The sequence below is a fragment of the Corynebacterium sp. HMSC070E08 genome, assembly GCF_001808895.1.
In the GTDB taxonomy this organism is placed as follows: domain Bacteria; phylum Actinomycetota; class Actinomycetes; order Mycobacteriales; family Mycobacteriaceae; genus Corynebacterium; species Corynebacterium hiratae.
Genome location: NZ_KV794762.1, coordinates 15,940 through 42,276, shown reverse-complemented (window position 1 = coordinate 42,276; position 26,337 = coordinate 15,940). Strand labels below are relative to the sequence as shown.

The following is a 26,337-nucleotide window of genomic DNA, read 5'->3' as shown; positions in this document are numbered from 1 at the left end:
TACGCACACCCCCAACAAACAACAAATCCCCAGGTAGTTCACCGAAACGGTGTGTTACATGGGGACGTCGCCAAGCACTGCTGCCTAGTAGAGCTCTTCCTCCTGAGTGCGCTCGATGGTCGCCCCCAGCGTTTGCAGGTTCTCTACAAAGTTGGGATATCCGCGATCGATGTGGAAAACATCGTGGACGGTAGTCGTCTCATCTGCACAGAGCGCAGAGAGCACCAAACCGGCGCCCGCGCGAATGTCGGAGCTCCAGACATGCGTTGAAGACAACCGCTCCTGGCCGCGGATGACAACATGGTGGCCATCCACCTGAGCGTCGGCGCCGAGGCGCAACATCTCATCGACGAATCGGAAACGGGACTCGAACACGTTCTCCGTAATGATGGAAGTACCTTCCGCAACCGCGGACAGTCCAATAGCGATGGGCTGAAGATCCGTTGGAAAGCCTGGGTAAGGCAGCGTTTGGTAGTCCACGGCGGTGGGGCGCCCATCCATACGCACGCGGAAGCCGTTGACATAGTCCTCAATATCGGCACCGGCCGACTTGAGCTTTTCCAAAGGCAGGTGCAGGTGCTTGGGAGCGATGCCGCCCACCGTAATATCTCCGCGCGTCATGACTGCGGCATAGGCCCACGTCCCGGCCACGATGCGGTCACCGATGACCTCGTGTTCCGTCGGCTGAAGCTTGTCCACACCGCGAATCGTGATGGTGGACGTACCTTCACCAGTGATGTCAGCACCCATTTCCTTAAGCATCAGGCACAGATCGACGATTTCCGGTTCGCGGGCGGCGTTGTGGAGCTGAGTTTCGCCGTCGGCAAGCACGGCAGCGGTAAGAATATTCTCTGTGGCGCCCACAGAGGGGAAATCGAGCTTGATGCTTGCGCCGTGCAGGTGGTCAACCTCCGCTACGACGGCACCGTGCTCAATACGCGTGCTCGCACCCATTTTTTCGAGTCCGGACTGGTGCATGTCCAAGGGGCGGGAGCCAATGGCATCTCCACCCGGCAAAGCCACCTTGGCGTGACCGCACCGCGCCGTCAGCGGACCTAGCACGCACACGGACGCGCGGAACTGCCGCACGGCGTCGAAGTCCGCGTTGGAGTGCAGCTCGGCCGGAGTGGTGATGCGCACTGTGTGGCCATCGATCTCCACTGAGCACCCGAGACCTTCGAGGACCTTGCGCATCAGGGGAACATCAAGAATTTCAGGACAGTTGGTCAGCGTGGTCGTGCCCTCCGCCAACAGTGCCGCAGCCATCAGCTTCAGCACACTGTTTTTGGCACCGTCCACCTTGACGGTGCCCTGCAGGCGCGCCCCACCGGAGACAATAAATTGGTCTTTCACGCCCACCCAACTTACCTACAATCAGGGCAGCGCGCCGATACGACGGGCCGCATTGACCGCTTCATAGCGGGTGTGGGCCCCCAGTTTGCGCATGACAGAACGCAGATAAGACTTCACCGTTTCGGCTCCGATGCCCATTTCCTCTGCCGCCTCAACGTTGGTGTGCCCCAACGCCACGCAAGACAAAACATCGAGCTCGCGCGCAGACAACTTGGTGGTCTGCTTCACGCGCACCGGGGAGACCATCTGGTCGCAGAGGGCTTCCAATTCCTTGCGGAGGTCCTCATCGTTGACGCGGTTAGCCAGCATCCGCAGCTTGGAGTGCGTCGAGCGCACCTGCTCCCATTCGGCGCCGTTCATCACGTGCCCGCGAGCGGCGCCGCCCTTGCCCCCATCGGCGCGGCGCAGTGCGGAATTAACCGCTAAATCCTGCTCGAGGCAGCGGGCGGTCATGGTGACCTCCTCGATGACCTTGTCACCCAAGCGGACCGGCGAATGAACACCAACATAAAGAACGCCGCGGATCTCACGCTGCACAGTCACCGGCACCGCCACGATGGAGTGCAGTCCCTCATCCTGGATGTAACGGTCGTTCTCGTGGCTGATCGTCGTGGCGCGGGTGTAATCGGATACACCTACAGCGCGGCGAGTGCTGACAACGCGCCCGCCGACGCCCACATTCGCGTCAATCACCAAGTTCTGCAAGGCCGGGGTGCGCAGACCTACCCAGTGGGTAATCTGCAAACGATTATCCGGCAGCAAGGTTCCGTACATCGTAACGGGAATTCCCGTTGCGGTCTTCAGCGACGATAGCGCTGCGCGTACGGCTTCGTCATCATCCTTGAGTCGGTGCGGCTCCATGAGGCTCTCTCTTACTCGGGGGTAACCAGCAGGTGCACCCACATTCCCCGCCTGAAACGGGGGTAGGTGAACACTATTTGCGAAGTATAACCGTCCGACGGGGGTAATTCTAAATCGCACCGCGCCCTACTCCGTCACCCCAAATCCCACATACCATGCCCGAATGCTCTGTTCAGAATTTATATACTACTTTGTCTAGTAGCGGGGTGTAAGGTGTCTGCTGTACATCGGAAGTTATTTACAAGGAGTCCACATCGTGGCTGTATACGACAACATTCTAGAAACCATCGGCGGAACCCCGCTGGTCCGCCTCAACCGTTTGACCGAGGGCCTCGGCGCCGAGGTGCTCGTGAAGGTTGAGTCCTTCAACCCCGCAAATTCCGTCAAGGACCGCATCGCCAAGGCGATTGTCGACACCGCCGTAGAAGCCGGCGAGCTGAAGCCGGGCGGCACCATCGTTGAAGCCACCTCCGGCAACACCGGTATTGGCTTGGCGCTTGTCGGCGCAGCCCAGGGTTACAAGGTCATCCTGACCATGCCGGAGACCATGTCTAACGAGCGCAAGGTGCTGCTGCGCGCTTATGGCGCTGAGATCGTGTTGACCCCGGGCGCTGCCGGAATGAAGGGTGCCGTAGAGAAGGCCAACGAAATTATTGCCGAAACCCCCAACGCGATCCTGGCTTCCCAGTTCGCTAATGAAGCAAACCCGAAGATCCACGAGGCAACCACCGGCCCCGAGATCTGGGAGGACGCCGAGGGCAAGGTTGATGCTTTCGTAGCCGGCGTCGGCACCGGCGGCACCGTCACCGGCGTTGGTCGCTACCTGCGCTCCCAGAACCCGGATACCTACTTGGTAGCTGTAGAGCCCTCCGACTCCCCCGTCCTGTCCGAGGGCAAGGCAGGCCCGCACAAGATCCAGGGCATCGGCGCTAACTTCGTCCCGGAGGTTCTGGACCGCGAGATCCTCAACGAGGTTCTCACCGCCACCACCGAGGAATCTGTCTCCACTGCCCGCAAGCTGGCCACCGAGGAGGGCCTGCTCGTCGGCATTTCCTCCGGTGCCAACGTCTCCGCTGCTCTCAAGCTGGCTGCACGCGAAGAGTTCAAGGGCAAGACCATCGTGGTTGTCGCCCCGGACTTTGGTGAGCGTTATGTCTCCACCATCCTCTTCGAGGACATCCGCGAGGCTTAGAGTTCCCAGCGTGGCTTTCCGCGGGGCGTCGCAAAGCGCACTGCGGTGAGCACCCCGAATAAAAGCGCCCTCTGTGCTAGGGGGCGCTTTTTCTTTCTAGATAGGATGGTTTGCATGCACATCTTGAAGATGATTCGTGAAGACCTCGCCAACGCGCGCGAGCATGATCCGGCCGCGCGCGGCGACGTCGAGAACGCCGTGGTCTACTCCGGCCTCCACGCTATTTGGGCGCACCGCATTGCCCACCGCATGTGGAAGCGTGGCTGGCGCGGGCCGGCACGCATCTTGGCCCAGGTGAACCGCTTCTTCACCGGAATTGAGATCCACCCCGGCGCCACAATTGGTCGGCGCTTCTTCATTGACCACGGAATGGGAATCGTCATTGGTGAGACTGCCGAGATCGGCGATGGCGTTATGCTTTACCACGGTGTCACGCTCGGCGGCCAGGTTCTCACGCAGACAAAGCGCCACCCAACGATCGGGGACAACGTGACCATCGGCGCCGGCGCCAAGGTGCTGGGCCCCATCACTATCGGTGAGGGCTCCGCAGTGGGCGCCAATGCGGTGGTGACGAAGGATGTACCCCCTCATCACACCGCTACGGGTATTCCCGCTAAGAACCGTCCTCGCAAGAAGGATGAGCGCATCAAGCTGGTGGACCCAGACTTCTACATCTAAGGGCGGCCGACTCCGTATTTAGAGGTTGCCCTCACGGTTAGTCAGACGCTGGTATTCAGGGTTCTTCTCAATAAACCGCGCCACGGCGCTGCACGTTGGGATGACTTGGCGGGCTATCGTCGAGTCATCATCCAACGCCGCCTTGATCAGAGGCTTGGACAGGCCTTGGCCTTGAAAAGACTCAAAAATTTCCGTGTGCGTAAATTCGCGCGTGGTGGCGGAGTCACTGTATTCAGCGAAGCCTGCTTCCTCGCCATCGACGGTGATGACGAAGCGGGATCGATCGGTTTGGTGCGCAACTGAAGTAGTCATGGTGCCCCATTAAACCAAAAAGCAGCAGACCACTAGAGCAACTCCGGGGGAACAAGGAAACAAAAGAGCCCCCTCCAGTACTGGAGGGGGCTTTCTTGTGGCCAGAGCCAGGATCGAACTGGCGACCCCACACTTTTCAGGCGTGTGCTCTACCGACTGAGCTATCTGGCCAGAAGCCACAAGGACTTCGGCGACCCTGACGGGACTTGAACCCGCGACCTCCGCCGTGACAGGGCGGCGCGCTAACCAACTGCGCCACAGGGCCATTTTCAATTATCTCTTGTGCGCTGGGCACGAATAAGTACTCTACACAAAGCTTGAGAAACACACCAAATCAGCATGTCATCTACGGTTTTTAGGAGTAAAGAAGTATCGTCCACGTGACTGCCACACAGCACCTAGACCTATCGGTCCCGACCCCGCCTTGAGTGGGCTATGACAAGCAAAACAATTCAAGCCTCGAAGCGTGTTTCTACAAACACCGCTCCGAGGCTTGGTATGGCGACCCTGACGGGACTTGAACCCGCGACCTCCGCCGTGACAGGGCGGCGCGCTAACCAACTGCGCCACAGGGCCATACATATTGACTTATGTACCAACACGTTAGTGTTGGTACCCCCAACGGGATTCGAACCCGTGCCGCCGCCGTGAAAGGGCGGTGTCCTAGGCCGCTAGACGATGGGGGCCCGTTGCCTTGAGGCAACTTTGTAAAAATATACTGGAGACATCCCTACTTAACCAAATCGCCCCGGCAGAAAGGCGGAAAACCATGGCTGACCAGCGCGATACTTGCTCCTGCCACGAGCCCGGCGTTCACGGCTACAACTCCGATAGCGAGCAAAAGGCAAAATACTTAGCGCGTCTCAAGCGCATCGAGGGCCAAACCAGAGGCATCCACCGCATGATTGCGGAAGACCAATATTGCATCGACATCATCACGCAGATCTCCGCGGTCACCTCAGCGCTCGAGAACGTCTCCCTAGCGCTGCTAGAAGACCACATAGAGCACTGCGTGGCAGGAGCCGCCGCCGAGGACGGGCAAGTAGCCACAGAGAAGCTAGAGGAGGCCATGCGGGCCATCCGGAAGCTCGTGAAGAGCTAGAGGAGCAAAGCCTGCTGAGTGGGCCACCCTACAACGCAAAAGAGCCGCCCGAAGGCGGCTCTTTCTGTGGGCCCTGCGGGGCTCGAACCCGCGACCTGCGGATTAAAAGTCCGTAGCTCTACCAACTGAGCTAAAGGCCCAACGCCCATCCATCTTAGTAGGTGACACTAAGGAAAAGGAAATGGCCCTCACCTCCAGCGGTAAGGGCCACGACCGAGCGGCATGAGCGATTAACCGCGCATGTCACCCTTCTCCATGAAGTTCACCTGGAAGTCAAAGGCGGTCTTCAGATCGTGCGGGGTGTGCTGGAACTTATTAGCCTTGGCACGCTCGTAGTATTCCTCAAGCAGCGGGCGGTAGTCCGGGTGCGCCACGGCGATAACCTTCTCCACGCGCTCCTTCGGAGCGAGACCACGCAGGTCCGCCACACCGTACTCGGTGATGATGACCATGGTGTCGTGCTCGGTGTGGTCGGTGTGGGACACGAACGGCACGATGGCGGAGATTGCGCCATCCTTGGCCACCGACGGGGAGACGAAGGTGGAGATGTAAGCATTACGGGTGAAGTCACCGGAGCCACCGGTACCGTTCATGATGCGGGAACCGGAGACGTTGGTGGAGTTGATGTTGCCGTAAATGTCGCCCTCAATCATGCCGTTGGAGGAGATCAAGCCAACGCGGCGAATAACCTCCGGGTGGTTGGACACCTGCTGTGGGCGCAGGATGATGTGCTTGGCGTAGCGCTCAGCCTCAGCGTTCATCTTGTCCGCGTACTCCGGGGACAGAGCGAAGGAGGTAGCGGAGGCGACGGTCATCTTGCCGGCGTCGATCAAATCGAGCATGCCGTCCTGGATAACCTCGGTGTACGCCTGAATGTTTTCAAACTTGGAGTCCAGCAGGCCGGCCATCACAGCGTTCGGGACGTTGCCCACACCGGACTGCATGATGAACTTGTCGTACTCAAGGCGGCCAGCAGCGACCTCGCCCTCGAGGAACTCGATGAAGTTCGCAGCAATCTTCTCGGAGACCTCATCCGGAGCCTTGAACGGTGCGTTGCGGTCCGGAGCGTCGGTCTTGACCACTGCCACGACCTTCTCTTCTGGGATCTCAATGTAGGTGGTGCCAACACGGTCGGCCGGCTTGGTGATCGGAATGGGCTGACGGTTCGGCAGCTTCTCAATCCGGTAGATATCGTGCATGCCCTCAAGGTTGAGGGACTGCCACTCATTCACCTCGATGATGATCTTGTCGGCGGCCTCAATGTATTCGAGGTTGTTGCCCACGGCCGAGGACGGAACGATGTTTCCGTTCTCGTCGATACGCACGGCCTCAATAATGGCTACCTGGAAGTCACCGTAGAAGCCCTCCTCTACCTGCTGACCGGAGTGCGAAAGGTGGATGTCCTGGTACAGCGCGGAGCCGTCGTTGAAGCGTCCACGCAGAACTGGGTCGGAATTGTACGGGGAGCGGAAGCGGATGGCGTTAGCCTCAGCCAGCACGCCGTCGCAGTCCGGGGCAGTCGAAGCGCCGGAGAAGACGTCAATCTTGAACTCTTCACCCGCCTCGTGAGCCGCCTTTGCCTTTTCCGCGATGGCGGTAGGCAGGGCCTTGGGGTAGCCAGCACCAGTGAAGCCGGAGATTCCCACACGGTCACCGTGATTGACGAACTTAGCTGCCTCGTCAGCGCTCATAACGAGCTTCTCAAACGGCGCGTATGCAATTCTCTCAGACATGAGTCCTCCTTTTATGTGCAGAAAAGACCTAGGTTACGGTCCTTTCCTATTAGTTACATGCACCACACTAGCGAATCGGTGGCGAATTTACCGCACTCTGCCCCAAACCGTGTGCACCCCTCACTTTTTTCATCAGAATTTGCCACCCTAGGCTTGTTCCGCGCACAATTGGCGGCGTGACTCTTGCTATCGGAAACATCCAGCTCAACTCCCCCGTTGTCCTCGCCCCTATGGCGGGCGTGACCAACGTGGCCTTTCGCGTGCTGTGCCGCGAGCAAGAGATAGCGAAGACCGGAACCGTCTCCGGCCTCTACGTGTGTGAAATGGTCACCGCACGCGCCCTCGTTGAGCGCAACCCAAAGACCTTGCACATGACCACGTTTGCCCCCGAAGAACAGCCGCGCTCACTGCAGCTGTACACCGTCGATCCGGAGTACACGTACAAGGCGGCCAAGATGATCGTGGACGAGAACCTCGCAGACCACATCGACATGAACTTCGGCTGCCCGGTTCCCAAGGTCACGCGCCGCGGCGGTGGTTCTGCCCTGCCCTATAAGCGCCGTTTGTTTGGCAACATTGTCGCTGCGGCCGTCAAAGCCACGGAGGGCACGGACATTCCAGTCACCGTCAAGATGCGCGTCGGCATCGATGACGAGCACAAAACGCACCTCGACGCCGGCCGGATCGCCGTTGCTGAGGGTGCCGCGGCCGTCGCTCTCCACGGTCGCACGGCGGCCCAACGCTACTCCGGCCACGCCGACTGGGGAGAGATTGCCCGCCTCAAGGAACACCTAGCGGATACTGGCATTCCCGTCTTGGGTAACGGCGATATCTTCAAGGCAACCGATGCGCACGACATGATGGAGCAAACGGGATGCGACGGCGTCGTCGTAGGCCGCGGCTGTTTGGGCCGCCCCTGGCTCTTCGCGGAGCTCTCCGCCCACCTGCGGGGTGAGCCGGTGCCGCCGGAGCCCACTTTGGGGGAAGTCACGCAGATTATGATTCGCCACGCCGAACTGCTGACACAGCACGAAGGCGAGCGCCAGGCCAGCCGCGATATTCGCAAGCATATTGGGTGGTACCTCCGAGGCTTTCCGGTGGGCGGCCAGGTACGCGCGGGGCTTTCTCGCGTCAATTCCTTGGAGGATCTGCGCGAGCTATTGGCGCCGTGGGCGGACTCGCCCGCGCTTGCCGACGACGCCGATGGCGCCCGCGGCCGCCAGGGTTCACCCGCCAAGGTGGTCCTGCCCGAAGGGTGGCTCGATGATCCGGAAGATGCCACGGTTCCGGAAGGCGCGGAGATCATGCACTCCGGAGGCTAGGAGCAGAACCTGCCTTGATCGTGTTGCCCGACAGGCACTAGACCAATAGTTGGGCTAAAGTACGTGGCATGCGCGCAGCTTACCGTGAACAGTTGGATAACTTTGCCCATGATCTGATCATCATGAGCACGACCGTCCATAGGTTGATGACTCTTGCCTCCCAGGCATTAATCGAGGCTTCCCTGCAACCAGCTGAGGAGGCCGTGTCGCTGCGCGATGAACTGGATGAGGTCCGCACGCGCTGTGAAGACCGTGCGGTGTCCCTTCTGGCCTTGGAGAACCCTATGGCCAAGGACCTACGCCAAGTGATCTCCTCCATCTATATTGTGGAAGATTTCTACCGCATGGGCCGCCTATCCCAGCACATTGCAACGAGCGCGCGTCGCCGCCACCCAGAGCCGGTTGTACCGGCAGAAATCATGGGCTATTTCGAGGAGTACACCCGCCTCGTCCTCGACATGTCTGCAGGGCTCAAAGACATCCTCATCACCCGCGATCCGGAGCTCGCGCTGCGCCTGACCGAAGATGACGATGCCGTGGATGACATCAACCATCACCTGCTGCGCATGCTGACCCAGCGGGAGTGGAAGGGAACGGTGCGCCAAGCCGTGGAGACTTCGCAGCTGTCACGCTACTACGAGCGATTCGCAGATCATTGTGCCGCCGCTGCCGGGCGCATCATCTACCTGGCCACGGGCTTGGACCCGGATCGCTATATGCGCAAGCGCGACCAGGAGCAGCGCGACGCCGAGATGGAAGCCCGCATGGCGGAGCTCGAGCGCCAATTCCGCAACTAGGCAGGCGTGTGGGCGTGGGTGATCCACCCGGCTCGATCCGAAGCACAAGAAAGCCGGCGCCTCTCCTAGACCTTAAACAGGTGAGAGAGGGCGCCGGCTTTGGGCACTAGTGGCATTTAGCCGAAGCGGCCAGAGATGTAATCCTCGGTGTCCTTCTTGGACGGGTTTTCGAAGATCTTGGTGGTGTCATCGAACTCGACGAGGTGGCCCGGCTTGCCGGTGGCCTCTAGAGAGAAGAAACCAGTCTTATCGGACACGCGGGCTGCCTGCTGCATGTTGTGGGTCACGATAACGATGGTGAAGTTTTCCTTCAGCTCGTGGATGAGGTCCTCAACAGCCAGGGTGGAAATCGGGTCCAGCGCCGAGCACGGCTCATCCATGAGGAGAACCTCCGGCTCCACGGCAATCGCACGGGCGATGCACAGGCGCTGCTGCTGACCACCCGACAAGCCGCCGCCCGGCTTATCCAGACGGTCCTTCACCTCGTCCCAGAGGTTAGCGCCGCGCAGGGACTTCTCGGCGACTTCCTTGAGCTTCTTCTTGTTCTTCTCACCGGACAGCTTCAGGCCGGCGACAACGTTGTCCTCGATGGACATGGTCGGGAACGGGTTGGCCTTCTGGAATACCATGCCGATGGTGTTGCGGACAGACACCGGGTCAACCTTGGAGCCGTAGATGTTCTGTCCATCCAAGAGGATCTCACCCTTGACGTAGGCGCCGGGGATGACCTCGTGCATACGGTTGAGGGTGCGCAGAACGGTGGACTTACCGCAGCCGGAGGGGCCGATGAAGGCGGTGACGGCCTTCGCCGGAATTTGCATGTTGACATTCTGTACGGCGTGGAAGTCACCGTAGTAGATGTTCACGTCGTTGAGCTCAAGCTTGGACATGAGTAGTGCTCCTATTGGGGGTAGGTGGAAAGTGAATACGGTTACTTCTTGACGGAGAACTTCGCCGAAACGATGCGCGCGCCGATATTGAGAATCGCGATGAGGACAACCAACGTGAGGGCGGCGCCCCACAGCTTGTCCAAGACAGCCGGATCAGCACCGGACTTGTACATATCCAGCATCATCAGTGGCAGCGAGGACTGCGCGCCCTTGAGGGCATCCCAGTTGATGGAGGACGTAGAGCCCACCAACACCAGCACCGGCGCGGACTCACCCATGATGCGGGCCACGGCGAGCATGATGCCGGTGACGATGCCGGAGAGAGCGGTCGGCAGAACGATGCGGGCGATGGTCTTCCACTTCGGTACACCGAGGGCATAGGAAGCCTCACGCAGGTCCATGGGGACCACACGGAGCATCTCCTCCGTATTGCGGACCACAATCGGAATCATCAGGAGTACCAAGGACAGCGCCACAGCCATACCGGAGCGCTTGAAGCCGAACAGCGTAATCCACATGGCGAAGATGAACAGTGCGGCCACGATGGAGGGCACACCGGACAGAATGTCCACCATGAAGGTGGTGAGGCGGCTCAGGGGGCCACCGCGGGAGTACTCCACAAGGTAAATCGCGGTAAAGATACCAATCGGAACCGAAATAACGGTCGCGATGATGGTCTGAACGAACGTACCGATGATGGCGTGCAGTGCACCACCGCCGGCTTCAGTATCCAGGATGCCGCGCTGGGATTCGGTCCACCACTCGGGGCTCAGGACAGCACCGGAACCGCGAACGATGAGCTCGAAGAGGACCCACAGCAGCGGGATCATGGCGATGATCATCGTCGCCCACACGAGAACGGTGGCGATGTTGTTGGTGGTCTTGCGGCTCGAGGAAATATCCAGGAAGGTCGGGCCGGAAGAAGCCGGGACAGAGTTAGAGGTTGTAGTCGTAGTCATCTCTGTTCCCTCCTTACTTGCTCTTCACGATGGAACGGGCAATTGCGTTGACCACGAAGGTCAGAAGGAACAGCATGAGGCCTGCAGCGATGTAGGCGCCGGCACGCATCTCATTACCGAACTCTGCGGCCGCCAAGGCAATGGCGGTGGCGAAGGTGGTACCGCCATCGAACAGCGAGAAGCGGAAGTCGACCAACGGGGAGACAACCATGTACAGCGCCATGGTCTCACCCAGCGCGCGACCCAGGCCCAGCATCGAGCCGGCAATATAGCCGGACATACCGAAGGGAAGGACCGTCATACGAATAACTTCCCAGCGGGTGGCGCCGAGTGCCAAGGCAGACTCGATCTGGCCCGGAGGGGTCTGCACGAAGACCTCGCGGGCGGTGGCGGCGATGATCGGCAGGATCATCACTGCCAGAACGATGCCACCGGTGAGGACGTTGCGGCCCGTCGCAAAGTGCGGGGAGTTGTCGTAGACCTTGAACAGGAAGAAGCCACCTGCCCAGGAGTGCAGCCACGTGTAGAAGCCGGACAATGCGGGGCCGAGAACCTGCCAGCCCCACAGGCCGTACACGATGGACGGCACGGCAGCGAGCATGTCAACGAGGAAGGCCAGCGGCTTCACTAGCTTGGCCGGCGCGTAGTTGGACAAGAAGATAGCAATACCGAGTGCCACCGGCATCGCGATGATGAGTGCCACGATGGAAATCAGCACGGTGTGGCCGAACATGGTCGGAATACCGAACTTCATTGCGTCGGTATCGGTGGTTTCCCAACGCTCACCGTAGGTGAAGAAACCTACGATGCCGCCCTCGTTGACGGCAAGGGAAGGGACCGCTTGCCACACAAGGAAGACTGCGATGGCAGCGATCATCACCGTGATTAGCGTGGCGGACGCAGTGGACAGGAATTCAAAGACACGATCGCCCGGGCGCTTGACACCCGTTTTAACGGCCGGAGTAGGGGCAGCATCAGCGGTGGATGCATGCGCGCTGGGACGGATCGCCGAAACGGCATCCTCCCTCGTGGATGACGCTGTGGTGAGATTATTGTCTGCCATGAGACTAGGGAATCCTTTTCAACGGGATCAATGAAAAATGCGGGACACGCTACCGCCCCCAAAGCGCTCGTTAACGGCGGATTGGGGGCGGAAGTGTGTATGTAAACGGCAACTACGGAACTAAGGCCCGCAGTCAGCGGCGCTTACTGGATAGCGTCGACAGCTGCCTTCAGGCGCTCGAGGTGGTCACCAGCAACCGGGATGAAGCCGGCGTTCTCCAGCTCGTCGTTCTGGTTATCCAGGACGGTGTTGAAGAAAGCCTTCACCAGAGCGGAGGTCTCCTCATCGTAGCCAGCGGAGCAGACGATGTTGTAGGTGGTCAGGATGAGCGGGTATGCACCCTCGTCGTTGGAAGCGAAGAGCTTGTCGGAGTCAACGACCATGTCGTGCTCGGAGGCGGTCTCCTTGAAAGCAAGGTGGTCCAGAGCAACGCCGACGGACTCAGCGTTGAGCTCAACCGGGCCGTTGCCGAAGTCAATCTTGGCAATCTTGACGCCATCGGCTTCCTTCTGGTGAGCGTAGCCAGCCTCAACGTAGGTGATAGCACCCTCGATGGAAGCGACCTGGTCAGCCACACCGGAGGAACCGTTAGCGCCCTCACCAACAGCATCTGGGAACTGCTTGCCCTCGCTGTCCCAGTTGCCGGTAGCGGCGGTCAGGAACTTCTGGAAGTTGTCGGAGGTACCGGACTCATCAGAGCGGAAGATAACGGTGATGTTCTTGTCCGGCAGGTCGGTGCCCTCGTTCTCAGCCTTGATGGCGTCATCATTCCACTTGGTGATCTCGCCCTTGAAAATCTTAGCCAGGGTGTCGGTGGAGAGGTTGACCTCGGTGTCACCCAGGTTGTAGGCGATAGCAACCGGGCCGATGGTGGTCGGCAGGTGCCATGCATCGTTGCCATCGCAACGCTCCTTAGCAGCCTCAACCTCACCCTTGTCCTCCTTCAGGGCGGAGTCGGAACCAGCGAAGTCAACGGTGCCACCGTTGAAAGCCTTCACACCAGCGCCGGAACCGGAGGAGGTGTAGGAGAAGTTAGCATCCGGATGCTCGTTCAGGAAGGCCTTCTCGAAGACAGACATTGCGGACTTCTGGGAGGAAGCGCCCTCACCAGAGAGGTCACCGGAGACCTCTACGGAGTCGGAGCCGCCATCGGCGGAATCAGACTCGTTGGACTCGGAGCAGGCAACGAGAGCGGTGGAGGTGGCGGCGACGATGCCGAAGATAGCGGCAGTGCGCTTGAAGTTGCGAATCACGGGGAACCTTTCCGGTACGGATACAAGAGAATGATTTTTCGAGGAAATCGCCCCCAACCCTCTCCAAAGGCAAGCGCGATTAACTCACGGGAAGTAAAGCTATATGCGGAGGGTTAACCCCACAGGGATCAAGAGGTGAACAATCGGTTAACTTGTACCAAAAGGCGGTGAGACTAGTCACTTTTCGCCCAGACGCAGTGCTCCTCCGCAGTACCAAAGCCGAGCTTCTCATAGGCCTTTACTGCCGGCTCATTGTCCGCCTCGACGTACAAGATGACCTTGTCCGCTCCTTTAGCGACCATGCGCTGCAAGCCAGCGGTGAGCAACGGGCCGCCGAGCCCGCGCCCGCGATAGTCCTCGCTCAGCCCCACAACATAGACCTCACCGAAGGCTGGGATGTCCTCCTCATGCCATTTCAGCCAGTGAAAGCCGGCCATGGTTGGGGCACTGTGCTCACCACCGTGCGAATCCCACAGGAAGAGCACGTCGGCCGGATCGAACCATTCGGCTTCCATCCCGCGGTGTAAACGCTCCAGGTCCCACCCACCTTGCTCTGGGTGCCAGGAAAAAGCCTCGTTGTTGGCTCGTAACCACTCCGCCTCGACGTACTCGCGCCCGAAACGCTCGACCGACTCCGTGTACGTGCAGATCTCTAGGCCTTCGACCTTTGCGGACGCTTCCTCCGCCGCGCGTAGGTCCCGTCCCTCAATCGCCATGACGAGCAGGCGCCTGACGACGTCCATCCCATTGCGCTTCGCCAGCGCCTGGGCGGCCGGGAGGTTGCCATGAGCCCAGATCTGGGGGGAGGTTGGGAGGGCGTCGACAAGCGCCTGCCCCACCCCGCGCCCGCGGTGTTCGACGTCGACGACGAGCTCTACCGTCTGCCCTTCGACGGCAGCCACACCTGTTATCTCACCGTCTTCAAGTGCGAGCAGGTGGCGGTGCCCAAGGCGACCATCTCGCAGGCCGACCACAAACTGCTCGGAGAACGGCGCATAACCATCGTGCGTTTCGGCGCGTGTGGCCAGCTCCTCCACGCGCTGTGCCAAATCCGGATTCTGCGGCAGGGTAAGGGTCCCAATATTCATGTTTCCCAGCTTACGTGCGGTAGTAATAGAAGGGTGACCGTCATCTACCTCAGCCGCCCCGTCGTCCGACTCGCCGCCGTCGCGGGAGTGGTTCTGACCGCATGGCTGGCGGATTCCGCGGTGGCGATGCATGCCGAGCACACCGTGGCACAGAAGGCGAAAGCCAGTTCCCAGCTGGAAAATAGCCCCAATGTGTATATCGGCGGCGTTCCTTTTACCCTCGGCGCTCTGACCAAAGAGGTTCCTTACCTCGAGGTCAACTCCTCCGACGTGGAGGTGCCCAAGCTCGGGATGGTCAACGCCTCCACGACGCTGCGCGATATCACCATTCGTCCCGAACAGCTCTTCAGCGGGGACCTAGAAGGTGCACCGGTCTCCACTTACACGCGCAGCATTAGCATCGACGGAGTAGCCCTCGGCCGCCTGCTGGGCATTACGGACCTATCCATCGCCAACCCAGATGACATGTCCCCCACCGGCGGCCCGTCTGCCGAAGCGGAGCTCACCGGCACGCTGCCGGGAGACACCACCAAGTCCACGGCGACGGTAACGTTGCGCCTCGTTGGGCCGGAATTTCGCATGAGCGTCTACGGGACCGATGATGAGCGCCTCAAGAAAGCATTCGGGTTGGTCTTGGATACCCGTCAACTACCGTTGCCTGCCCAGGCCACCTCCGTGAAGCTGCACGGCGGTTCCATTACGTTCGAGGTGCAGCGCCGCAACATCACTTTGAAGACGGCGCAGCTCTCCCCTCTCGAAATCGATGGATCGGAGGAAAAGGCCGTCGAGGATGCAGCGCAAAAGGCACAGGACACCGCCAACGAAGTAGGCAGCGCACCGACGACGCCGCCGAGTTGGCGCCAAAACTAGTTGATGCGAACGAGGTCGCGCAGGATCCTGCGGACGTTGCGGTGTATGGGCGGGGCCGGATCGGTAGGAGCGAAGACTTCCAACGCGTCCGCCTCCGATTCCAGATGCACCTCCGTGAAGGTTCCCTCCGACTCTCCGTCTGCCTGGAAGCGGTGCGGCTTCGGGCACACCAAATCCACCTCGACGGCATCCTCAAAGTGCAGCGTTCGGGCATCCGTGACCTTATTCAGCCAGTGGCGGTGATCCACGCCAAAGAGGTGGAGCACGCCCACAAGACCATCAATGCCACCGAGGTCTGACACCCCGAAGAGGCCAAGGCCTTGGTCGAAAGAGTTGCGCGGATTCGTCACCACCGGCAGCGGTCCGAGGAAGGTCCACGGGTTGGTATTCGAGGTGAACATGACGGGCACGTCATCAGCCGAGAAGGTGTCTCCCGAGCCGGAGCGCGCACGCACGCTAATGCGCGGTGGGCGAATGCGGGCGCGCTGATAGGCCTGAAAGGCCACGGCCAAATAGCGCAACGGGGTAGCTGCAAAGCCCATTTCCCGAGCACGGTCCACGCGAGCGAGCACGTCGGCATCCAATCCGAAACCAGCGTTGACCGCGAACCACCGGTCATTCCACACCCCCAAGGACACGGTGCGGCGCGTATTGCGTTCCAGCATCCGAGCCAGCACGTGTGCTGCCTCGACTGGAGTATTGGGGAAGCCGAGGGCGCGGACGAAGACGTTGGCGGAGCCCGTGGGAATCACCGCGAGAGCCGGAATGTCCTGGGGGCTGGGACGTTCCGCGGAATCTGCGGGGCCCAACAGCCCGTTCACAATTTCGTTCACCGTGCCATCTCCCCCGAAAACCAAGATGACATCGAAGTCTTCCCTGGTCATGCCCCGCACTATATCCTCCGCGTGCCCCGGATAATGCGTAAAGCGAGCAAGCAGCTGCAGCCCCTCCACGTCCCGAATGACGGGCAGAACCTCACGGAAAAGGGCCGAATTCTGGCTCGTGGAGTTCGGGTTTGAGATCAGCAATGCGCGCATGACCCCCTAGACTACTGGAGCCTAGTGGTTTCCGCGGCGCCCCCACGACTACGCTGGGGCAGCATGAGCGAACAGACGAATAATGAGAATCACCCGGAAAACACCCAGCCGGAGAACGGCAAGATTGATGGCAACGCAGCCGTCAACCAAGCCGCGGAAGCATGGAAGGATGCTGCCTCCCGCAACATCCCCACCGTTGATGTAGCAGAGAATCCTTTGCCCGATGAGACGGCAAACCTGCGTCAGGGTCCGTCGCTGCACGATGGACTCTTGGGGCTTCTCCCCCTCGTCGGCGTGTGGCAGGGCGAAGGCCAGGCCCACAGCGCCGACGGCGAGCAGTACGCCTTTGGCCAGCAGCTCATCATCGCCCACGACGGTGAGAACTACCTGACCTACACCTCCCGCACCTGGAAGATCGATTCCGAGGGCAACCCGGCGGGCCCGGACGTGCGCGAATCCGGATTCTGGCGCATCTCTCTCAAGGACGAGATTGAGATGACCTACACCTCCTCCAATGGTGTCAACGAGATCTTCTACGGCTCCCTGTTCAACGAGCGCGCTTGGCAGCTGGAGTCCGCCTCCACCATGGTGACGGAGACAGGCCCCGCCAACCTCGGCCCCGGCAAGCGCATGTACGGCCTGATGCCGAACAACAACTTGGGCTGGGTCGATGAGCGGCTTGTCGACGGCGAGATGCGCCCCTTCATGTCCGCCGAGCTCACCCGTGTGGCAGGCTAGCTAGCAGGCGAGCTAGCCGCATAAGGGAATCTAGCGGGCCAGGGCGACGTCGATCAGCGCGCGTATTTCTTCTGCGTTCGCCGGCGCCTTGAGCTTCGTGTCATCGAGGCGCGTCACCCGCACCGCTGTGCGCACCGAGGAGACCAGCCACACCGAGTCAGCCTCCTCGAGGTAGCTCAGGTTGAGCTCCTTCGCCTTGCAGCGATATCCCTGTTCTGAGGCGTATTCAAACAGCGCGGCCTGCGTGGTTCCGGGGAGTATCCCCTTACCCGCGGGGGTGCGCAGCTTGGTTCCCTTAACCGCCACCACGGTTGAGGTAGCCCCCTCCAAGACCTGCCCCGTGTCGGGGTCGGTAAAGATCACATCATCAAATCCGCGCTCGCGGGCCAGCCGCAGTGTGGCCATGGTTGCCGCATAGTTCAACGTCTTGGCCGGCAGCTCCTCCGCCACCTGCCACAATCGCGGCGTACTCATGACCTTGACGCCCTTCGCACGCTGCGCCACCACATCCTCCGGGATTTCCTGAACCGCGACCCAGGCCGTGGGCACCCCGGTGGAGGCCCGGCCGCGGGTATAGGTCCACGTGCACTTGGCTTCGAGCGGCGATTCACCCGTGTCCCCCGCGCCGGCGGGGCCATAAAAATCGGCGATAGCCAGCGCGGTGGCTTCCTCCCACTTGTGCATCGGCGGCTCCGGCAAATTCAGAGCCTGGGCGGAGTGTCGGAAGCGCTCCGCGTGGCGGTGAAGGTTCGCCGCCTTGCCATCACGCACTAGAAGGGATTCAAAAATCCCGTCTCCGCGCGTGACCGCGGCATCATCCCAGTAGACCAACGGTAGGTTCGGCATGTGGCGCCGCACCGATCCCCCAAACGGCTCCACGACGTAGATGACCGGCTCTTTTCTGCGCTGAAGGCTCATAGCCCCGATTATGCCCTACCATCGGAGGGCGTGAGTTACTCTTCGCCACTTCTTTCCCGGCCCGGAGCCGCTGAGTTCCAGGGCACCACGCTCGTCGATGTCTCCGGGGTCCCCTGGCACTACGGCAACCCCCTCGTCGAGCAGCGCGCGGTGGAAACAGGTTCAGCCGTCATCGACCGCTCCCATCGCCGCGTCATCGCGGTTTCTGGGCCCGATGCCCGAGCCTTCCTGAATAACCTCCTGAGTCAAAAGCTCGATGACGTGGACGCCGGCTTTTCCGCAGGTGCCCTTGACCTCAATATTCAGGGCCACGTCCTGCACCACATGGATCTATCTTTCGACGGGAAAACCTTCTACCTCGATGTGCCGGCGGCGCAGTTCGAGTCTTTGCGAGATTTCCTCACCGCCATGGTGTTCTGGTCCCAGGTCACCGTAGAGGAAGTAGACGTGGCGGTCATCAGCGTCCTCGGTCAAGCGCTGGACAAACCTTCTACGGCCCTGGTGGAGAGGCCCGTGCACTGGCCGGGCTACCCGCGCCAGGACTTCCTCGTGCCGCGGGACAAACTAGACGCAGCGGTGCAAGAGTTGGAGGCCCAGGGCGGAAGCTTAGCGGGGCTCATGGCTTTTACCGCCGAGCGCGTGCGGGCACGCGAGCCCGAACTAGCCGCAGATCTCGATGCAAAGACTATCGCCCACGAGGTTCCGCATTGGATCCGGCGCAGCGAGGAGCAGCCCGCGTTCGTTCACTTGGACAAGGGCTGCTACCGCGGGCAGGAGACCGTCGCGCGCGTAGAAAACCTTGGGCGCTCTCCCCGTTTATTGGTGCTGCTCTACCTCGACGGCTCCGCCCCGGAGCAACCGAAGAGCGGAGCGGACATCACGTCGGGCGGGCGTCGCGTGGGCAGGCTCGGCACCGTGGTGGAGGACTGTGAGTATGGCCCCATCGCGCTTGGTCTAGTAAAGCGCAGCGCCCTCGACCATGGAGAGCTGGCCATTGGTCCGGTAGCAGCATCGATCGAGCCGGATTCCATCCCTGCCGATGAAGGCCCGAAGGCCGGCCGTGCCGCTGTGGATCGCCTGCGCGGAAAATAGTGGCACATTACACAATGGACTATTTGCCGCAGGGTGGAGCACTTTTCAGCACACCGCTAGGGGGTAGTTCGGAATTTTTTCGTCACACAGGCTATGGTGTCTTACAGGAACATACACATATCTGACTAAGACGATGGGGCGGCCAAGAATCCCTGGACCGCCCTACACACCTCAAGGGGGTCATGCACATGGGACGCGGACGCGCCAAGGCAAAGCAGACCAAAGTTGCACGCCAGCTGAAGTACAATTCGCCCGAGATGGATCTGGATTCGCTCCAGCGTGAACTCGCCTCACAGAACTCCAAGCGCTCCAGCGATGAGGACGAGGATCAATACTCGGAGTACGCGGATTACGAGGACTATGCGGATCGCTGGGACTCGGACGAGTGGGATGAGGATGATTCCGAGGAGCGCTAAGCGCGCGAATCACTTCCCCATTCTGTACATGCACAGCACGTAAGCGAAGGGCCGGAGATGCCTCCCCTCTTAGTGAGGGGCGCCTCCGGCCCTGTTCCTTTTCTTCAGAACCTAGAACCCTGGGTGCTCGCCGGTCATGAGGACGCGCGGCTCGCCTTCTTCGGCGACACGGACGGTGCCCAGCTCCCATGCCTCAACGTGGCGGGCGGTCATCATGGCCAACGCGCGCTCGCGATCCTCCGGCGCAACGACGGCGATCATGCCAACGCCCATGTTGAACGTCTTCTCCATTTCCTCGAGGGCAACCTTGCCCACGGAGGAGATGGTCTTGAAGATCTGGCCCGGAGTCCACGTCGAGCGATTAACCTCAGCGGTCAGGCCCTCTGGGATCACGCGCTCGAGGTTGCCCGCGAGGCCACCGCCGGTGACGTGGCAGAAGGTCGACACCGCGCACTCAGATACCAGCGCCAGGCAGTCCTTGGCGTAGATGCGGGTAGGCTCCAAAAGCTCCTCACCGAGGGTGCGGCCCAAGTCTTCCATGTAGCCATCGAGCGGCAGACCGGCCTGCTCCAGCAGCACGTAGCGCGCCAAGGAGTAGCCGTTGGAGTGCAGGCCAGAGGACTTCATAGCGATAAGGACGTCGCCGTCACGTACCTTGTCGGGGCCGAGGAGCTCATCGGCCTCCACCACACCGACGGCGGTGGCGGAAACATCGTACTCATCCTTGCCCATGACGCCTGGGTGCTCAGCGGTCTCGCCGCCCAGCAGCGCTGCACCTGCCTGCACGCAGCCCTCAGCAATGCCCTTGACAATGTCCGCGACCTTTTCCGGAACAACCTCGCCCACGGCGATGTAGTCCTGGAGGAAGAGCGGCTCGGCGCCGCACACGACGAGGTCATCAACACACATGGCAACCAGGTCAATGCCGATGGTGTCGTGCTTATCCATGGCTTGAGCCACGGCCAGCTTGGTGCCCACGCCGTCTGACCCGGCCGCGAGGACCGGCTCCTTGTACTCGCCCAGCTTAAACAGGCCGGCGAAACCGCCCAGCCCGCCCATGACCTCCGGGCGGGAGGCACGCTTGGCGTGCGGGGTGATTAGCTCAACTGCGCGGTCGCCTTCCTCAATGTTGACGCCGGCGGCAGCATACGTGTTCTCGCTCATGAGTGACTTAGTCCTTAATCGTTAGTTGTCGTCGAGCCCTGCAGGGTACGCACGGCCTCAGCATTGGGGTTTCCGGCGGGCAGTCCAAGCGGGTACTCGCCATCGAAGCAGGCACAGCACAATTCGCTGCGGGGCTGCTCGGTGGCCGCCACCATCTCATCGGTGGAGACGAAGCCCAGCGAATCTGCACCGATTGCCGTGCAGATGGTCTGCGCCACTTCCTCCGGGTCATCGGAGGGGTTGGCATTAGCAATCAGTTCACCCGGGGAGGCGAAGTCGATGCCGTAGAAGCACGGCCACTTTACCGGCGGGGAGGCGATGCGCACGTGGACCTCGGCAGCGCCGGCTTCCCGCAACATCCGGATCAGGGCGCGCTGCGTGTTGCCGCGGACGATCGAATCATCCACCACCACGATGGACTTGCCGTCAATGACCTCCCGCAACGGGTTGAGCTTGAGGCGGATGCCCATCTGGCGTTGAGACTGCGTGGGCTGGATAAAGGTGCGGCCCACGTAGGAATTCTTGACCAAGCCATGTGCAAAGGTCAGCCCAGATTCGCGGGCATAGCCCACGGCGGCCGGGTTGCCGGACTCGGGAACGGGGATCACCATGTCCGCGTCGGGCGCTGGGTACTGGCGCGCTAGGCGACGCCCAATTTCCACACGCGTGGCATTGACGGAGCGGCCTTTGATGTTTGTATCCGGCCGCGCCAGGTAGACGTATTCGAAGACGCAGCCGTGGCGCTTGGTCTCCGCGAAGCGCTCGGAGCGAATACCGGTCTCATCAATAGCGACGAGCTCGCCGGGTTCGATCTCCCGGATGAACTGCGCACCCACGATATCGAGGGCGCAGGTCTCGCTCGCCACCACCCAGCCGGTGCTAAGGCGGCCGAGGGCGAGCGGACGCACGCCGTGCGGATCGCGGGCGGCATACAGCGTGTGACCGTCGGTAAAGGTCAGGCAGTATGCCCCCTTGACCCTGGGCAACAGCTGAAGTGCCGAGTCGAAGACTGAATTATTTTCGCTGACGCCATCCGCCAACAAGATGGACAGGCACATGGAGTCCGAGACGGATTCTTCGTGCGGCTTGATGAGCCCGCGTTCCACGGCCTCGGCGCGCAGCTCCACGTAATTCACCAAGTTTCCATTGTGGCCGAGTGCAATGTCGACGCCGCTGGGCGACGTCCCAAACATCGGCTGCACATTCGACCATTCCTTGCCGCCCGCAGTGGAGTACCGCGTGTGGCCAACAGCCACGTTTCCGTGCAGAGAGGTCAGGATGGATTCATCGAAGACATTGGACACTAGGCCCATGTCTTTGAAGACCACGATGCGGTCATCATCCCCCACCGCGATGCCCGCGGCCTCCTGGCCGCGGTGTTGGAGGGCAAAGAGGCCGAAGTAGGTTAGCTTGGAAACCTCTTCGCCTGGTGCCCAGACACCGAAAACTCCGCATTCTTCGCGGGGCTCGGGATCCAGGCTGGGATCCGTCGACAGGGGCTTAGTTATGCTCTGGACGTGTTCAGCTACCACGGCGCTAATCCTAGCCGTTCCGGCCAGTGAAAACTAACGGAATCACGGGCAAGTAGGCAGCAATCTCGTGGGCACGGGAGCCGGAGGCGTCCACACGGCCGTCGCCAAGCGCCTGCTCCCACCCCATGGCACCCGTAGCCAGCTGCAGCCACGTCAGGGGATCCATCTCCACCACGTTCGGAGGGGTGCCCCGGGTATGGCGAGGCCCGGCGATACACTGCACTGCCACGAATGGGGGGACCCGCAGCTCCACGGAGTGGCCCGGCGCGTCTGCCTCCACCAGGCGGGCCGTGGTGCGTGTAGCGGCCGCAAGCGCAGCGCGACCTGGTTTTTCCGCCCCTTGAGGATCGTGGATCCACTCCGCCACTGCTTCGACGGCGGCGCGGGCCGTGGCGGCATCAACGGCCTTCTTCATCTGGTCACCACGCTCCCTGATACTTTGTTATCCATGTCACCAACCATGCCATCAAGCTCGTCGGAAGAAAAGAAGTCCGTTCCCCACGAGAAGTCCCCTTCCCTCACCCTGCGGTTTATGGCCGCCCCCACCGATCTCACCATCGCCGGCGCCCAGGGCATCGGCGGCGGCCGCGTCCTGGAATGGATCGATAAGGCCGCCTATGCGTGCGCGGTTCAATGGTCCGGTACCTACTGCGTGACTGCCTACGTGGGCCATATTCACTTCACGCGCCCCATCCCCTCAGGCCACCTCGTGGAGGTGCGCTCGCGCATCGCGATGACGGGGCGCTCCTCCATGCACATCGTCAACGAGGTGCTTTCCGCCGACCCGCGCGATGGCATTTTTACTCGCGCGTGCGACTGCCTCGTCATCTTCGTGGCCAAGGACACGGAAACAGGTAAGTCGGTCGCCGTGCCGCCGCTGGTTCCGGACACCGTAGAGCACCAGCGTGTGTGGGAAGCCGCGGAATCCCGCATCGAGCTGCGCCAAGCCATCGAAGCGGAGATGGAAAAGCAGACTTATGATGGCCCTTCCGATGCCCCTCGAATGGTCACCCGCTTCTTGGCTAAGCCCACTGACGTCAACTGGGGCGGCAATGTCCACGGTGGTACGGCCATGGAATGGATTGATGAGGCCGGCGCTGCCTGCACCATGGAGTGGTCAGGAGAGCACACAGTGGCGGTCTATGCCGGCGGCATTCGCTTCTACCGGCCTATCCATATCGGAGACCTCATCGAGGTCGATGCCCGCATGATGCGCACGGATACCCGCTCGATGCAAATGTCGATCCACGTCCGCGCGGGTAACCCGCGCGGTGGCCGCGAGAAACTAGAAACCGCCATCCACGCCACTGTGGCCTACATGGGCATGGACGCTGACTGGCAGCCGCTCGCCGCCCGCCAGTTTGTCCCCCGCACCGAAGAAGACAAGCGCCTGTGGGAGCACGCCGGTATTCTCCGCGGCCTGCGCGGCAAGTACTCCCCGAAGCCTCTGGTGGTGGCGCCACAGCACCAGCACGTGGACTAACCTAGGCCAGCCCTCCACCCCATCACTAGGGCGGGGCCGCAGCTAGTTCAGCGGCTCAACCCGACACGCCACGTGGAGGGTGCTCGGATCCTTGGCTTTGCGCAACGTGACGGTGCGCGCTCCGATCTCAGTGTTTGTGGCGACACTCGGAGCCACAAACACGCCCGTCGTCGCTGGAAGAATAACCGGCTTGTAGAAGTCCGCGCTGATGCGTACAGCACTTGAAAGGGTGCCGTCGAGCACCGACAACATCCGGGCGTGCGTATACATGCCGTGCGCGATGGGCGCGGGAAAACCGAAGAGCTTGGCGCCCACGGTGGAGACGTGGATGGGGTTCTTATCGCCGGATGCCGCGGCATAAACGCGGGTGCTCTCGGGACTAAAGCGCAGCGTTGCCGTGGGCGTTCCCGCCTCATCATCAGGGAAGTCGAGGAAGCGCTCGGCTTCAGGGCGCGTTCGCACCTGCCGCGGGGTGTCCTTGGTGAATTTCGCGCCCTGGCCTAGGAAAACCGAAGTCTGGCGCCAGATCTCCTCACCACCCACGCTGTACGTGGTCACCATATCGATGACCAGCCCCTTGCGGTGCGGGCGGAGGTTTTCCGCGTGCACGGAGATGTCGCAGCTTTCGTCGACGCGTAGCGGGCGGGTCTGCTCGATGCGGTTCGACAGGTGCACCACGCCGACTGCGGGAAAAGGAAAGTCCTGTGCCGCCATCACCTTGATTGCGAGTGGGAAGGCCAGCGCATACAGGTAGGTGGCGGGCAACTCATTGCCCAGGCGCAGGCCCGTGGCTTGGCAGTAGCGAGCCAGGTGCGCGGTATCGACGCGCACTCCCTCGACGCGGTAGGCGGTCTGCGGGTCGTCGACCTTGCGCTTGCCGGCCCCCAGCCCGGGGATGGGCACCGCGCCTACCATGAGTGAGCGGTAAAGGGCGGGAAGGTCAGGAATCTCGTTGAGTGTGGTGACGTTCATTTATGCTCCCATGAGGTTCTGGCCGCACACGCGGACCGTGTTGCCGCTCACCGCGGCGGAGGCCGAGGCAGCGAAGAAGGCGACGGTCTCCGCGACGTCGACAGGCAAACCACCTTGCTGCAGTGAGTTCAGGCGCCGGCCGATTTCGCGCGGCCCAGTGGGCATCGCCGCAGTCATGGCGGTTTCGATGAATCCGGGGGCAACAGCGTTGATGGTGGAGCCATTCTCCGCCAAGACGGAGCGCAAGGAATCAACGAGCCCGATGATGCCTGCCTTCGTCGTGGCGTAGTTGGTCTGGCCGCGGTTGCCGGAAATGCCGGCCATGGAGGACACACCAACCACGGCCGCCCCCGGCGCGAGGGCTCCGGATTCGAGGAGGTTTTCGGTAATGCGTACCGGTGCCAGCAGGTTAACAGCAAGGACAGCGTCCCACTGCCCCTCGTTCATGTTGGCCAGCAGCTTGTCGCGGGTGATTCCAGCGTTGTGGACGATGACGTCAATAGCTCGACCATGACGCTCCTGGGCGTGCTGGGCAATCTTGTCCGCGGCCTGAGGGTCAGTGACATCGAGAGGCAGCGCGGTGCCTTTGACCTTGTTCGCGGTCTTCGCCAGGTGTTCGCTAGCTTGCGGGACGTCGATGCAGATGACGCTGGCACCGTCGCGGGCCAGCACCTCGGCGATGGTAGCGCCAATACCGCGAGCAGCACCGGTGACCACCGCGAGGCGCCCGTCGAGCGGCTTCTCCCACTTCGCTGACTCACCTCCGCGTGCGGGGGAGCCCTCACTCACCGCGCCCACGCGGACCACCTGGCCATCCACGAAGGCCGACTTCCCGGAGAGGAAGAAGCGGAGGGTGGACTCCACCTCCGCGGTGGCCGCAGGATCTACCCACACCAGGTTCACGGTGCCGCCCTTGCGCATCTCCTTGGCCAAGGAGCGCGTAAAGCCTTCGAGTGCGCGCGCGGTAATCCGGGCGTCGATAGTATCTGCAGCCTCCGGGGTGGTGCCGACAACCACGAGGCGCGCGCACGGCAGGAGGTTGCGCATCTGTGGGTTGAAGAAGTCATACAGCTCGCGCAACTGCTCGGGGGTCTCTAGGCCGGTGGCATCGAAGACGAGGGCGGCGCGCGGGGCCTCCGCAGAGGCGTTGATGATCTGGTAATCCACGGCTAGCTGGGAGCGAAGAAAGTCGGCGATGCGTCCCTGGCCGCCAATGACGATGGGGCCATCGAGCGCCGGTTCGCCTACTTTATGACGACGCAGGGGGTGGCCCTGGGGTACACCCGCTTTGGCGGCAAGCGGAGAGTTGATGAGCTTCTCGGCAATGGTGACGTGCGGCATAAGGTGACGCATTCCTTTCTGAGATCTTCACAACCTTGCGAGCATTATTTTGCTAGTTGCAAGGCCCGTTAATTGAGTGATAGAACTAACAATATCACCTTAGTTGTGATGCGAAACGCGCGGTGGGATTGCTACCCTCTCCCACTGGGGCGATTCGCACCAGACCACTCG

General features: G+C 61.3%; 26 protein-coding genes and 5 tRNA genes. 10 read left to right on the top strand and 21 right to left on the bottom strand.

The window, feature by feature from the left end; all coding sequences use genetic code 11:
• Nucleotides 1-84: 84 nt before the first annotated feature.
• Nucleotides 85-1,353, bottom strand: coding sequence for a UDP-N-acetylglucosamine 1-carboxyvinyltransferase (gene murA, locus HMPREF2526_RS07255; protein WP_046649321.1), 1,269 nt, complete (start codon nucleotides 1,351-1,353; stop codon nucleotides 85-87).
• Between the two features lie 21 nt (nucleotides 1,354-1,374).
• Nucleotides 1,375-2,214 carry an acetate metabolism transcriptional regulator RamA gene (ramA, locus tag HMPREF2526_RS07250; RefSeq protein ID WP_046649294.1) on the bottom strand — a complete coding sequence of 280 codons (840 nt, stop codon included), beginning with the start codon at nucleotides 2,212-2,214 and terminating at the stop codon, nucleotides 1,375-1,377.
• A gap of 253 nt (nucleotides 2,215-2,467) precedes the next feature.
• On the opposite strand from ramA, the gene cysK reads away from it, so the two are divergent.
• Entirely contained in the window at nucleotides 2,468-3,406 is a 939-nt protein-coding gene (gene cysK / locus HMPREF2526_RS07245; protein ID WP_175973585.1) for a cysteine synthase A, read from the top strand.
• Between the two features lie 114 nt (nucleotides 3,407-3,520).
• Nucleotides 3,521-4,084, top strand: coding sequence for a serine O-acetyltransferase EpsC (epsC, locus tag HMPREF2526_RS07240; RefSeq protein WP_118779504.1), 564 nt, complete (start codon nucleotides 3,521-3,523; stop codon nucleotides 4,082-4,084).
• A gap of 18 nt (nucleotides 4,085-4,102) precedes the next feature.
• Here epsC and HMPREF2526_RS07235 read toward each other — a convergent pair whose 3' ends face one another.
• The 5 genes from HMPREF2526_RS07235 to HMPREF2526_RS07215 form a co-directional block, all read right to left on the bottom strand.
• On the bottom strand, nucleotides 4,103-4,396 hold the full coding sequence (locus tag HMPREF2526_RS07235) for a GNAT family N-acetyltransferase (RefSeq protein WP_049157635.1): 294 nt from the start codon (nucleotides 4,394-4,396) through the stop codon (nucleotides 4,103-4,105).
• A 98-nt stretch (nucleotides 4,397-4,494) separates the two neighbouring features.
• A tRNA-Phe gene (locus HMPREF2526_RS07230) sits at nucleotides 4,495-4,567 on the bottom strand.
• Between the two features lie 20 nt (nucleotides 4,568-4,587).
• Nucleotides 4,588-4,661, bottom strand: a tRNA-Asp gene (locus HMPREF2526_RS07225).
• 234 nt (nucleotides 4,662-4,895) lie between these two features.
• A tRNA-Asp gene (locus HMPREF2526_RS07220) sits at nucleotides 4,896-4,972 on the bottom strand.
• A gap of 34 nt (nucleotides 4,973-5,006) precedes the next feature.
• Nucleotides 5,007-5,082, bottom strand: a tRNA-Glu gene (locus tag HMPREF2526_RS07215).
• Nucleotides 5,083-5,165: 83 nt separating this feature from the next.
• Between HMPREF2526_RS07215 and HMPREF2526_RS07210 the strand changes: the two genes are divergently transcribed.
• Nucleotides 5,166-5,498 (top strand): metal-sensitive transcriptional regulator, encoded by a 333-nt coding sequence (locus tag HMPREF2526_RS07210; RefSeq protein WP_046649297.1) that lies wholly within the window; start codon nucleotides 5,166-5,168, stop codon nucleotides 5,496-5,498.
• A 67-nt stretch (nucleotides 5,499-5,565) separates the two neighbouring features.
• Here HMPREF2526_RS07210 and HMPREF2526_RS07205 read toward each other — a convergent pair.
• Nucleotides 5,566-5,638, bottom strand: a tRNA-Lys gene (locus tag HMPREF2526_RS07205).
• A 90-nt stretch (nucleotides 5,639-5,728) separates the two neighbouring features.
• On the bottom strand, nucleotides 5,729-7,231 hold the full coding sequence (locus HMPREF2526_RS07200) for an acetyl-CoA hydrolase/transferase family protein (protein WP_046649298.1): 1,503 nt from the start codon (nucleotides 7,229-7,231) through the stop codon (nucleotides 5,729-5,731).
• A 176-nt stretch (nucleotides 7,232-7,407) separates the two neighbouring features.
• Between HMPREF2526_RS07200 and dusB the strand changes: the two genes are divergently transcribed.
• Both dusB and phoU read left to right on the top strand, forming a co-directional pair.
• On the top strand, nucleotides 7,408-8,553 hold the full coding sequence (gene dusB, locus HMPREF2526_RS07195; protein ID WP_046649299.1) for a tRNA dihydrouridine synthase DusB: 1,146 nt from the start codon (nucleotides 7,408-7,410) through the stop codon (nucleotides 8,551-8,553).
• 68 nt (nucleotides 8,554-8,621) lie between these two features.
• Nucleotides 8,622-9,350: a phosphate signaling complex protein PhoU gene (gene phoU / locus HMPREF2526_RS07190; protein WP_049157153.1), complete on the top strand. Its 729-nt coding sequence runs from the start codon at nucleotides 8,622-8,624 to the stop codon at nucleotides 9,348-9,350.
• Between the two features lie 116 nt (nucleotides 9,351-9,466).
• On the opposite strand, the gene pstB is transcribed toward phoU, so the two are convergent.
• From pstB to mshD, 5 genes are all read right to left on the bottom strand, one after another.
• Nucleotides 9,467-10,240, bottom strand: coding sequence for a phosphate ABC transporter ATP-binding protein PstB (pstB, locus tag HMPREF2526_RS07185; RefSeq protein WP_046649300.1), 774 nt, complete (start codon nucleotides 10,238-10,240; stop codon nucleotides 9,467-9,469).
• A gap of 41 nt (nucleotides 10,241-10,281) precedes the next feature.
• Entirely contained in the window at nucleotides 10,282-11,199 is a 918-nt protein-coding gene (gene pstA, locus HMPREF2526_RS07180; protein ID WP_070511015.1) for a phosphate ABC transporter permease PstA, read from the bottom strand.
• Between the two features lie 13 nt (nucleotides 11,200-11,212).
• The gene (pstC, locus tag HMPREF2526_RS07175) at nucleotides 11,213-12,262 is read right to left on the bottom strand and encodes a phosphate ABC transporter permease subunit PstC (protein WP_070511017.1); all 1,050 of its coding nucleotides are present in this window, start codon (nucleotides 12,260-12,262) and stop codon (nucleotides 11,213-11,215) included.
• A gap of 143 nt (nucleotides 12,263-12,405) precedes the next feature.
• On the bottom strand, nucleotides 12,406-13,515 hold the full coding sequence (gene pstS / locus HMPREF2526_RS07170) for a phosphate ABC transporter substrate-binding protein PstS (protein ID WP_070511019.1): 1,110 nt from the start codon (nucleotides 13,513-13,515) through the stop codon (nucleotides 12,406-12,408).
• A 173-nt stretch (nucleotides 13,516-13,688) separates the two neighbouring features.
• Entirely contained in the window at nucleotides 13,689-14,603 is a 915-nt protein-coding gene (mshD, locus tag HMPREF2526_RS07165; protein WP_070511021.1) for a mycothiol synthase, read from the bottom strand.
• 33 nt (nucleotides 14,604-14,636) lie between these two features.
• On the opposite strand from mshD, the gene HMPREF2526_RS07160 reads away from it, so the two are divergent.
• Nucleotides 14,637-15,473: an LmeA family phospholipid-binding protein gene (locus tag HMPREF2526_RS07160; protein ID WP_046649304.1), complete on the top strand. Its 837-nt coding sequence runs from the start codon at nucleotides 14,637-14,639 to the stop codon at nucleotides 15,471-15,473.
• Here the strand turns inward: HMPREF2526_RS07160 and HMPREF2526_RS07155 are convergent.
• Nucleotides 15,470-16,510, bottom strand: a complete 1,041-nt coding sequence (locus HMPREF2526_RS07155; protein ID WP_046649305.1) for a diacylglycerol/lipid kinase family protein — start codon at nucleotides 16,508-16,510, stop codon at nucleotides 15,470-15,472. The two genes, HMPREF2526_RS07160 and HMPREF2526_RS07155, sit on opposite strands and share 4 nt — an antisense overlap.
• Nucleotides 16,511-16,573: 63 nt before the next feature.
• Between HMPREF2526_RS07155 and HMPREF2526_RS07150 the strand changes: the two genes are divergently transcribed.
• Nucleotides 16,574-17,248 carry a heme-binding beta-barrel domain-containing protein gene (locus tag HMPREF2526_RS07150; protein ID WP_046649306.1) on the top strand — a complete coding sequence of 225 codons (675 nt, stop codon included), beginning with the start codon at nucleotides 16,574-16,576 and terminating at the stop codon, nucleotides 17,246-17,248.
• Nucleotides 17,249-17,278: 30 nt separating this feature from the next.
• Here HMPREF2526_RS07150 and HMPREF2526_RS07145 read toward each other — a convergent pair whose 3' ends face one another.
• Nucleotides 17,279-18,166 (bottom strand): aminodeoxychorismate lyase, encoded by an 888-nt coding sequence (locus HMPREF2526_RS07145; protein WP_070511025.1) that lies wholly within the window; start codon nucleotides 18,164-18,166, stop codon nucleotides 17,279-17,281.
• 30 nt (nucleotides 18,167-18,196) lie between these two features.
• Here HMPREF2526_RS07145 and HMPREF2526_RS07140 point away from each other — a divergent pair, with 30 nt between their 5' ends.
• On the top strand, nucleotides 18,197-19,258 hold the full coding sequence (locus HMPREF2526_RS07140) for a CAF17-like 4Fe-4S cluster assembly/insertion protein YgfZ (protein ID WP_070511028.1): 1,062 nt from the start codon (nucleotides 18,197-18,199) through the stop codon (nucleotides 19,256-19,258).
• Nucleotides 19,259-19,446: 188 nt separating this feature from the next.
• The gene (locus HMPREF2526_RS07135; RefSeq protein WP_070511197.1) at nucleotides 19,447-19,674 is read left to right on the top strand and encodes a DUF3073 domain-containing protein; all 228 of its coding nucleotides are present in this window, start codon (nucleotides 19,447-19,449) and stop codon (nucleotides 19,672-19,674) included.
• A gap of 111 nt (nucleotides 19,675-19,785) precedes the next feature.
• Here HMPREF2526_RS07135 and purM read toward each other — a convergent pair whose 3' ends face one another.
• The 3 genes from purM to HMPREF2526_RS07120 are packed head-to-tail and all read right to left on the bottom strand — an operon-like array spanning nucleotide 19,786 to nucleotide 22,785.
• Nucleotides 19,786-20,838: a phosphoribosylformylglycinamidine cyclo-ligase gene (gene purM, locus HMPREF2526_RS07130; protein WP_046649308.1), complete on the bottom strand. Its 1,053-nt coding sequence runs from the start codon at nucleotides 20,836-20,838 to the stop codon at nucleotides 19,786-19,788.
• A gap of 14 nt (nucleotides 20,839-20,852) precedes the next feature.
• Nucleotides 20,853-22,370, bottom strand: a complete 1,518-nt coding sequence (gene purF, locus HMPREF2526_RS07125; protein WP_070511030.1) for an amidophosphoribosyltransferase — start codon at nucleotides 22,368-22,370, stop codon at nucleotides 20,853-20,855.
• A gap of 10 nt (nucleotides 22,371-22,380) precedes the next feature.
• Complete coding sequence (locus HMPREF2526_RS07120) at nucleotides 22,381-22,785, bottom strand: sterol carrier family protein (RefSeq protein ID WP_070511032.1); 405 nt, start codon at nucleotides 22,783-22,785, stop codon at nucleotides 22,381-22,383.
• A 33-nt stretch (nucleotides 22,786-22,818) separates the two neighbouring features.
• Between HMPREF2526_RS07120 and HMPREF2526_RS07115 the strand changes: the two genes are divergently transcribed.
• The gene (locus HMPREF2526_RS07115; RefSeq protein ID WP_049157174.1) at nucleotides 22,819-23,853 is read left to right on the top strand and encodes an acyl-CoA thioesterase; all 1,035 of its coding nucleotides are present in this window, start codon (nucleotides 22,819-22,821) and stop codon (nucleotides 23,851-23,853) included.
• Between the two features lie 42 nt (nucleotides 23,854-23,895).
• Here HMPREF2526_RS07115 and HMPREF2526_RS07110 read toward each other — a convergent pair whose 3' ends face one another.
• Together HMPREF2526_RS07110 and HMPREF2526_RS07105 are read right to left on the bottom strand one after the other, a co-directional pair.
• Nucleotides 23,896-24,825, bottom strand: a complete 930-nt coding sequence (locus tag HMPREF2526_RS07110) for a MaoC/PaaZ C-terminal domain-containing protein (RefSeq protein WP_070511034.1) — start codon at nucleotides 24,823-24,825, stop codon at nucleotides 23,896-23,898.
• Entirely contained in the window at nucleotides 24,826-26,166 is a 1,341-nt protein-coding gene (locus HMPREF2526_RS07105; RefSeq protein WP_049157178.1) for a 3-oxoacyl-ACP reductase, read from the bottom strand.
• Nucleotides 26,167-26,337: the final 171 nt, after the last annotated feature.

Coding starts and splice junctions, on each gene's coding strand:
- ramA (WP_046649294.1), bottom strand. CDS start 2,214: ATGGAGCCGCACCGACTCAAGGATGATGACGAAGCCGTACGCGCAGCG.
- epsC (WP_118779504.1), top strand. CDS start 3,521: ATGCACATCTTGAAGATGATTCGTGAAGACCTCGCCAACGCGCGCGAG.
- HMPREF2526_RS07235 (WP_049157635.1), bottom strand. CDS start 4,396: ATGACTACTTCAGTTGCGCACCAAACCGATCGATCCCGCTTCGTCATC.
- HMPREF2526_RS07210 (WP_046649297.1), top strand. CDS start 5,166: ATGGCTGACCAGCGCGATACTTGCTCCTGCCACGAGCCCGGCGTTCAC.
- HMPREF2526_RS07200 (WP_046649298.1), bottom strand. CDS start 7,231: ATGTCTGAGAGAATTGCATACGCGCCGTTTGAGAAGCTCGTTATGAGC.
- phoU (WP_049157153.1), top strand. CDS start 8,622: ATGCGCGCAGCTTACCGTGAACAGTTGGATAACTTTGCCCATGATCTG.
- pstB (WP_046649300.1), bottom strand. CDS start 10,240: ATGTCCAAGCTTGAGCTCAACGACGTGAACATCTACTACGGTGACTTC.
- pstA (WP_070511015.1), bottom strand. CDS start 11,199: ATGACTACGACTACAACCTCTAACTCTGTCCCGGCTTCTTCCGGCCCG.
- pstC (WP_070511017.1), bottom strand. CDS start 12,262: ATGGCAGACAATAATCTCACCACAGCGTCATCCACGAGGGAGGATGCC.
- mshD (WP_070511021.1), bottom strand. CDS start 14,603: ATGAATATTGGGACCCTTACCCTGCCGCAGAATCCGGATTTGGCACAG.
- HMPREF2526_RS07155 (WP_046649305.1), bottom strand. CDS start 16,510: ATGCGCGCATTGCTGATCTCAAACCCGAACTCCACGAGCCAGAATTCG.
- HMPREF2526_RS07150 (WP_046649306.1), top strand. CDS start 16,574: ATGAGCGAACAGACGAATAATGAGAATCACCCGGAAAACACCCAGCCG.
- HMPREF2526_RS07145 (WP_070511025.1), bottom strand. CDS start 18,166: ATGAGCCTTCAGCGCAGAAAAGAGCCGGTCATCTACGTCGTGGAGCCG.
- HMPREF2526_RS07135 (WP_070511197.1), top strand. CDS start 19,447: ATGGGACGCGGACGCGCCAAGGCAAAGCAGACCAAAGTTGCACGCCAG.
- purM (WP_046649308.1), bottom strand. CDS start 20,838: ATGAGCGAGAACACGTATGCTGCCGCCGGCGTCAACATTGAGGAAGGC.
- HMPREF2526_RS07120 (WP_070511032.1), bottom strand. CDS start 22,785: ATGAAGAAGGCCGTTGATGCCGCCACGGCCCGCGCCGCCGTCGAAGCA.
- HMPREF2526_RS07115 (WP_049157174.1), top strand. CDS start 22,819: ATGTCACCAACCATGCCATCAAGCTCGTCGGAAGAAAAGAAGTCCGTT.
- HMPREF2526_RS07110 (WP_070511034.1), bottom strand. CDS start 24,825: ATGAACGTCACCACACTCAACGAGATTCCTGACCTTCCCGCCCTTTAC.
- HMPREF2526_RS07105 (WP_049157178.1), bottom strand. CDS start 26,166: ATGCCGCACGTCACCATTGCCGAGAAGCTCATCAACTCTCCGCTTGCC.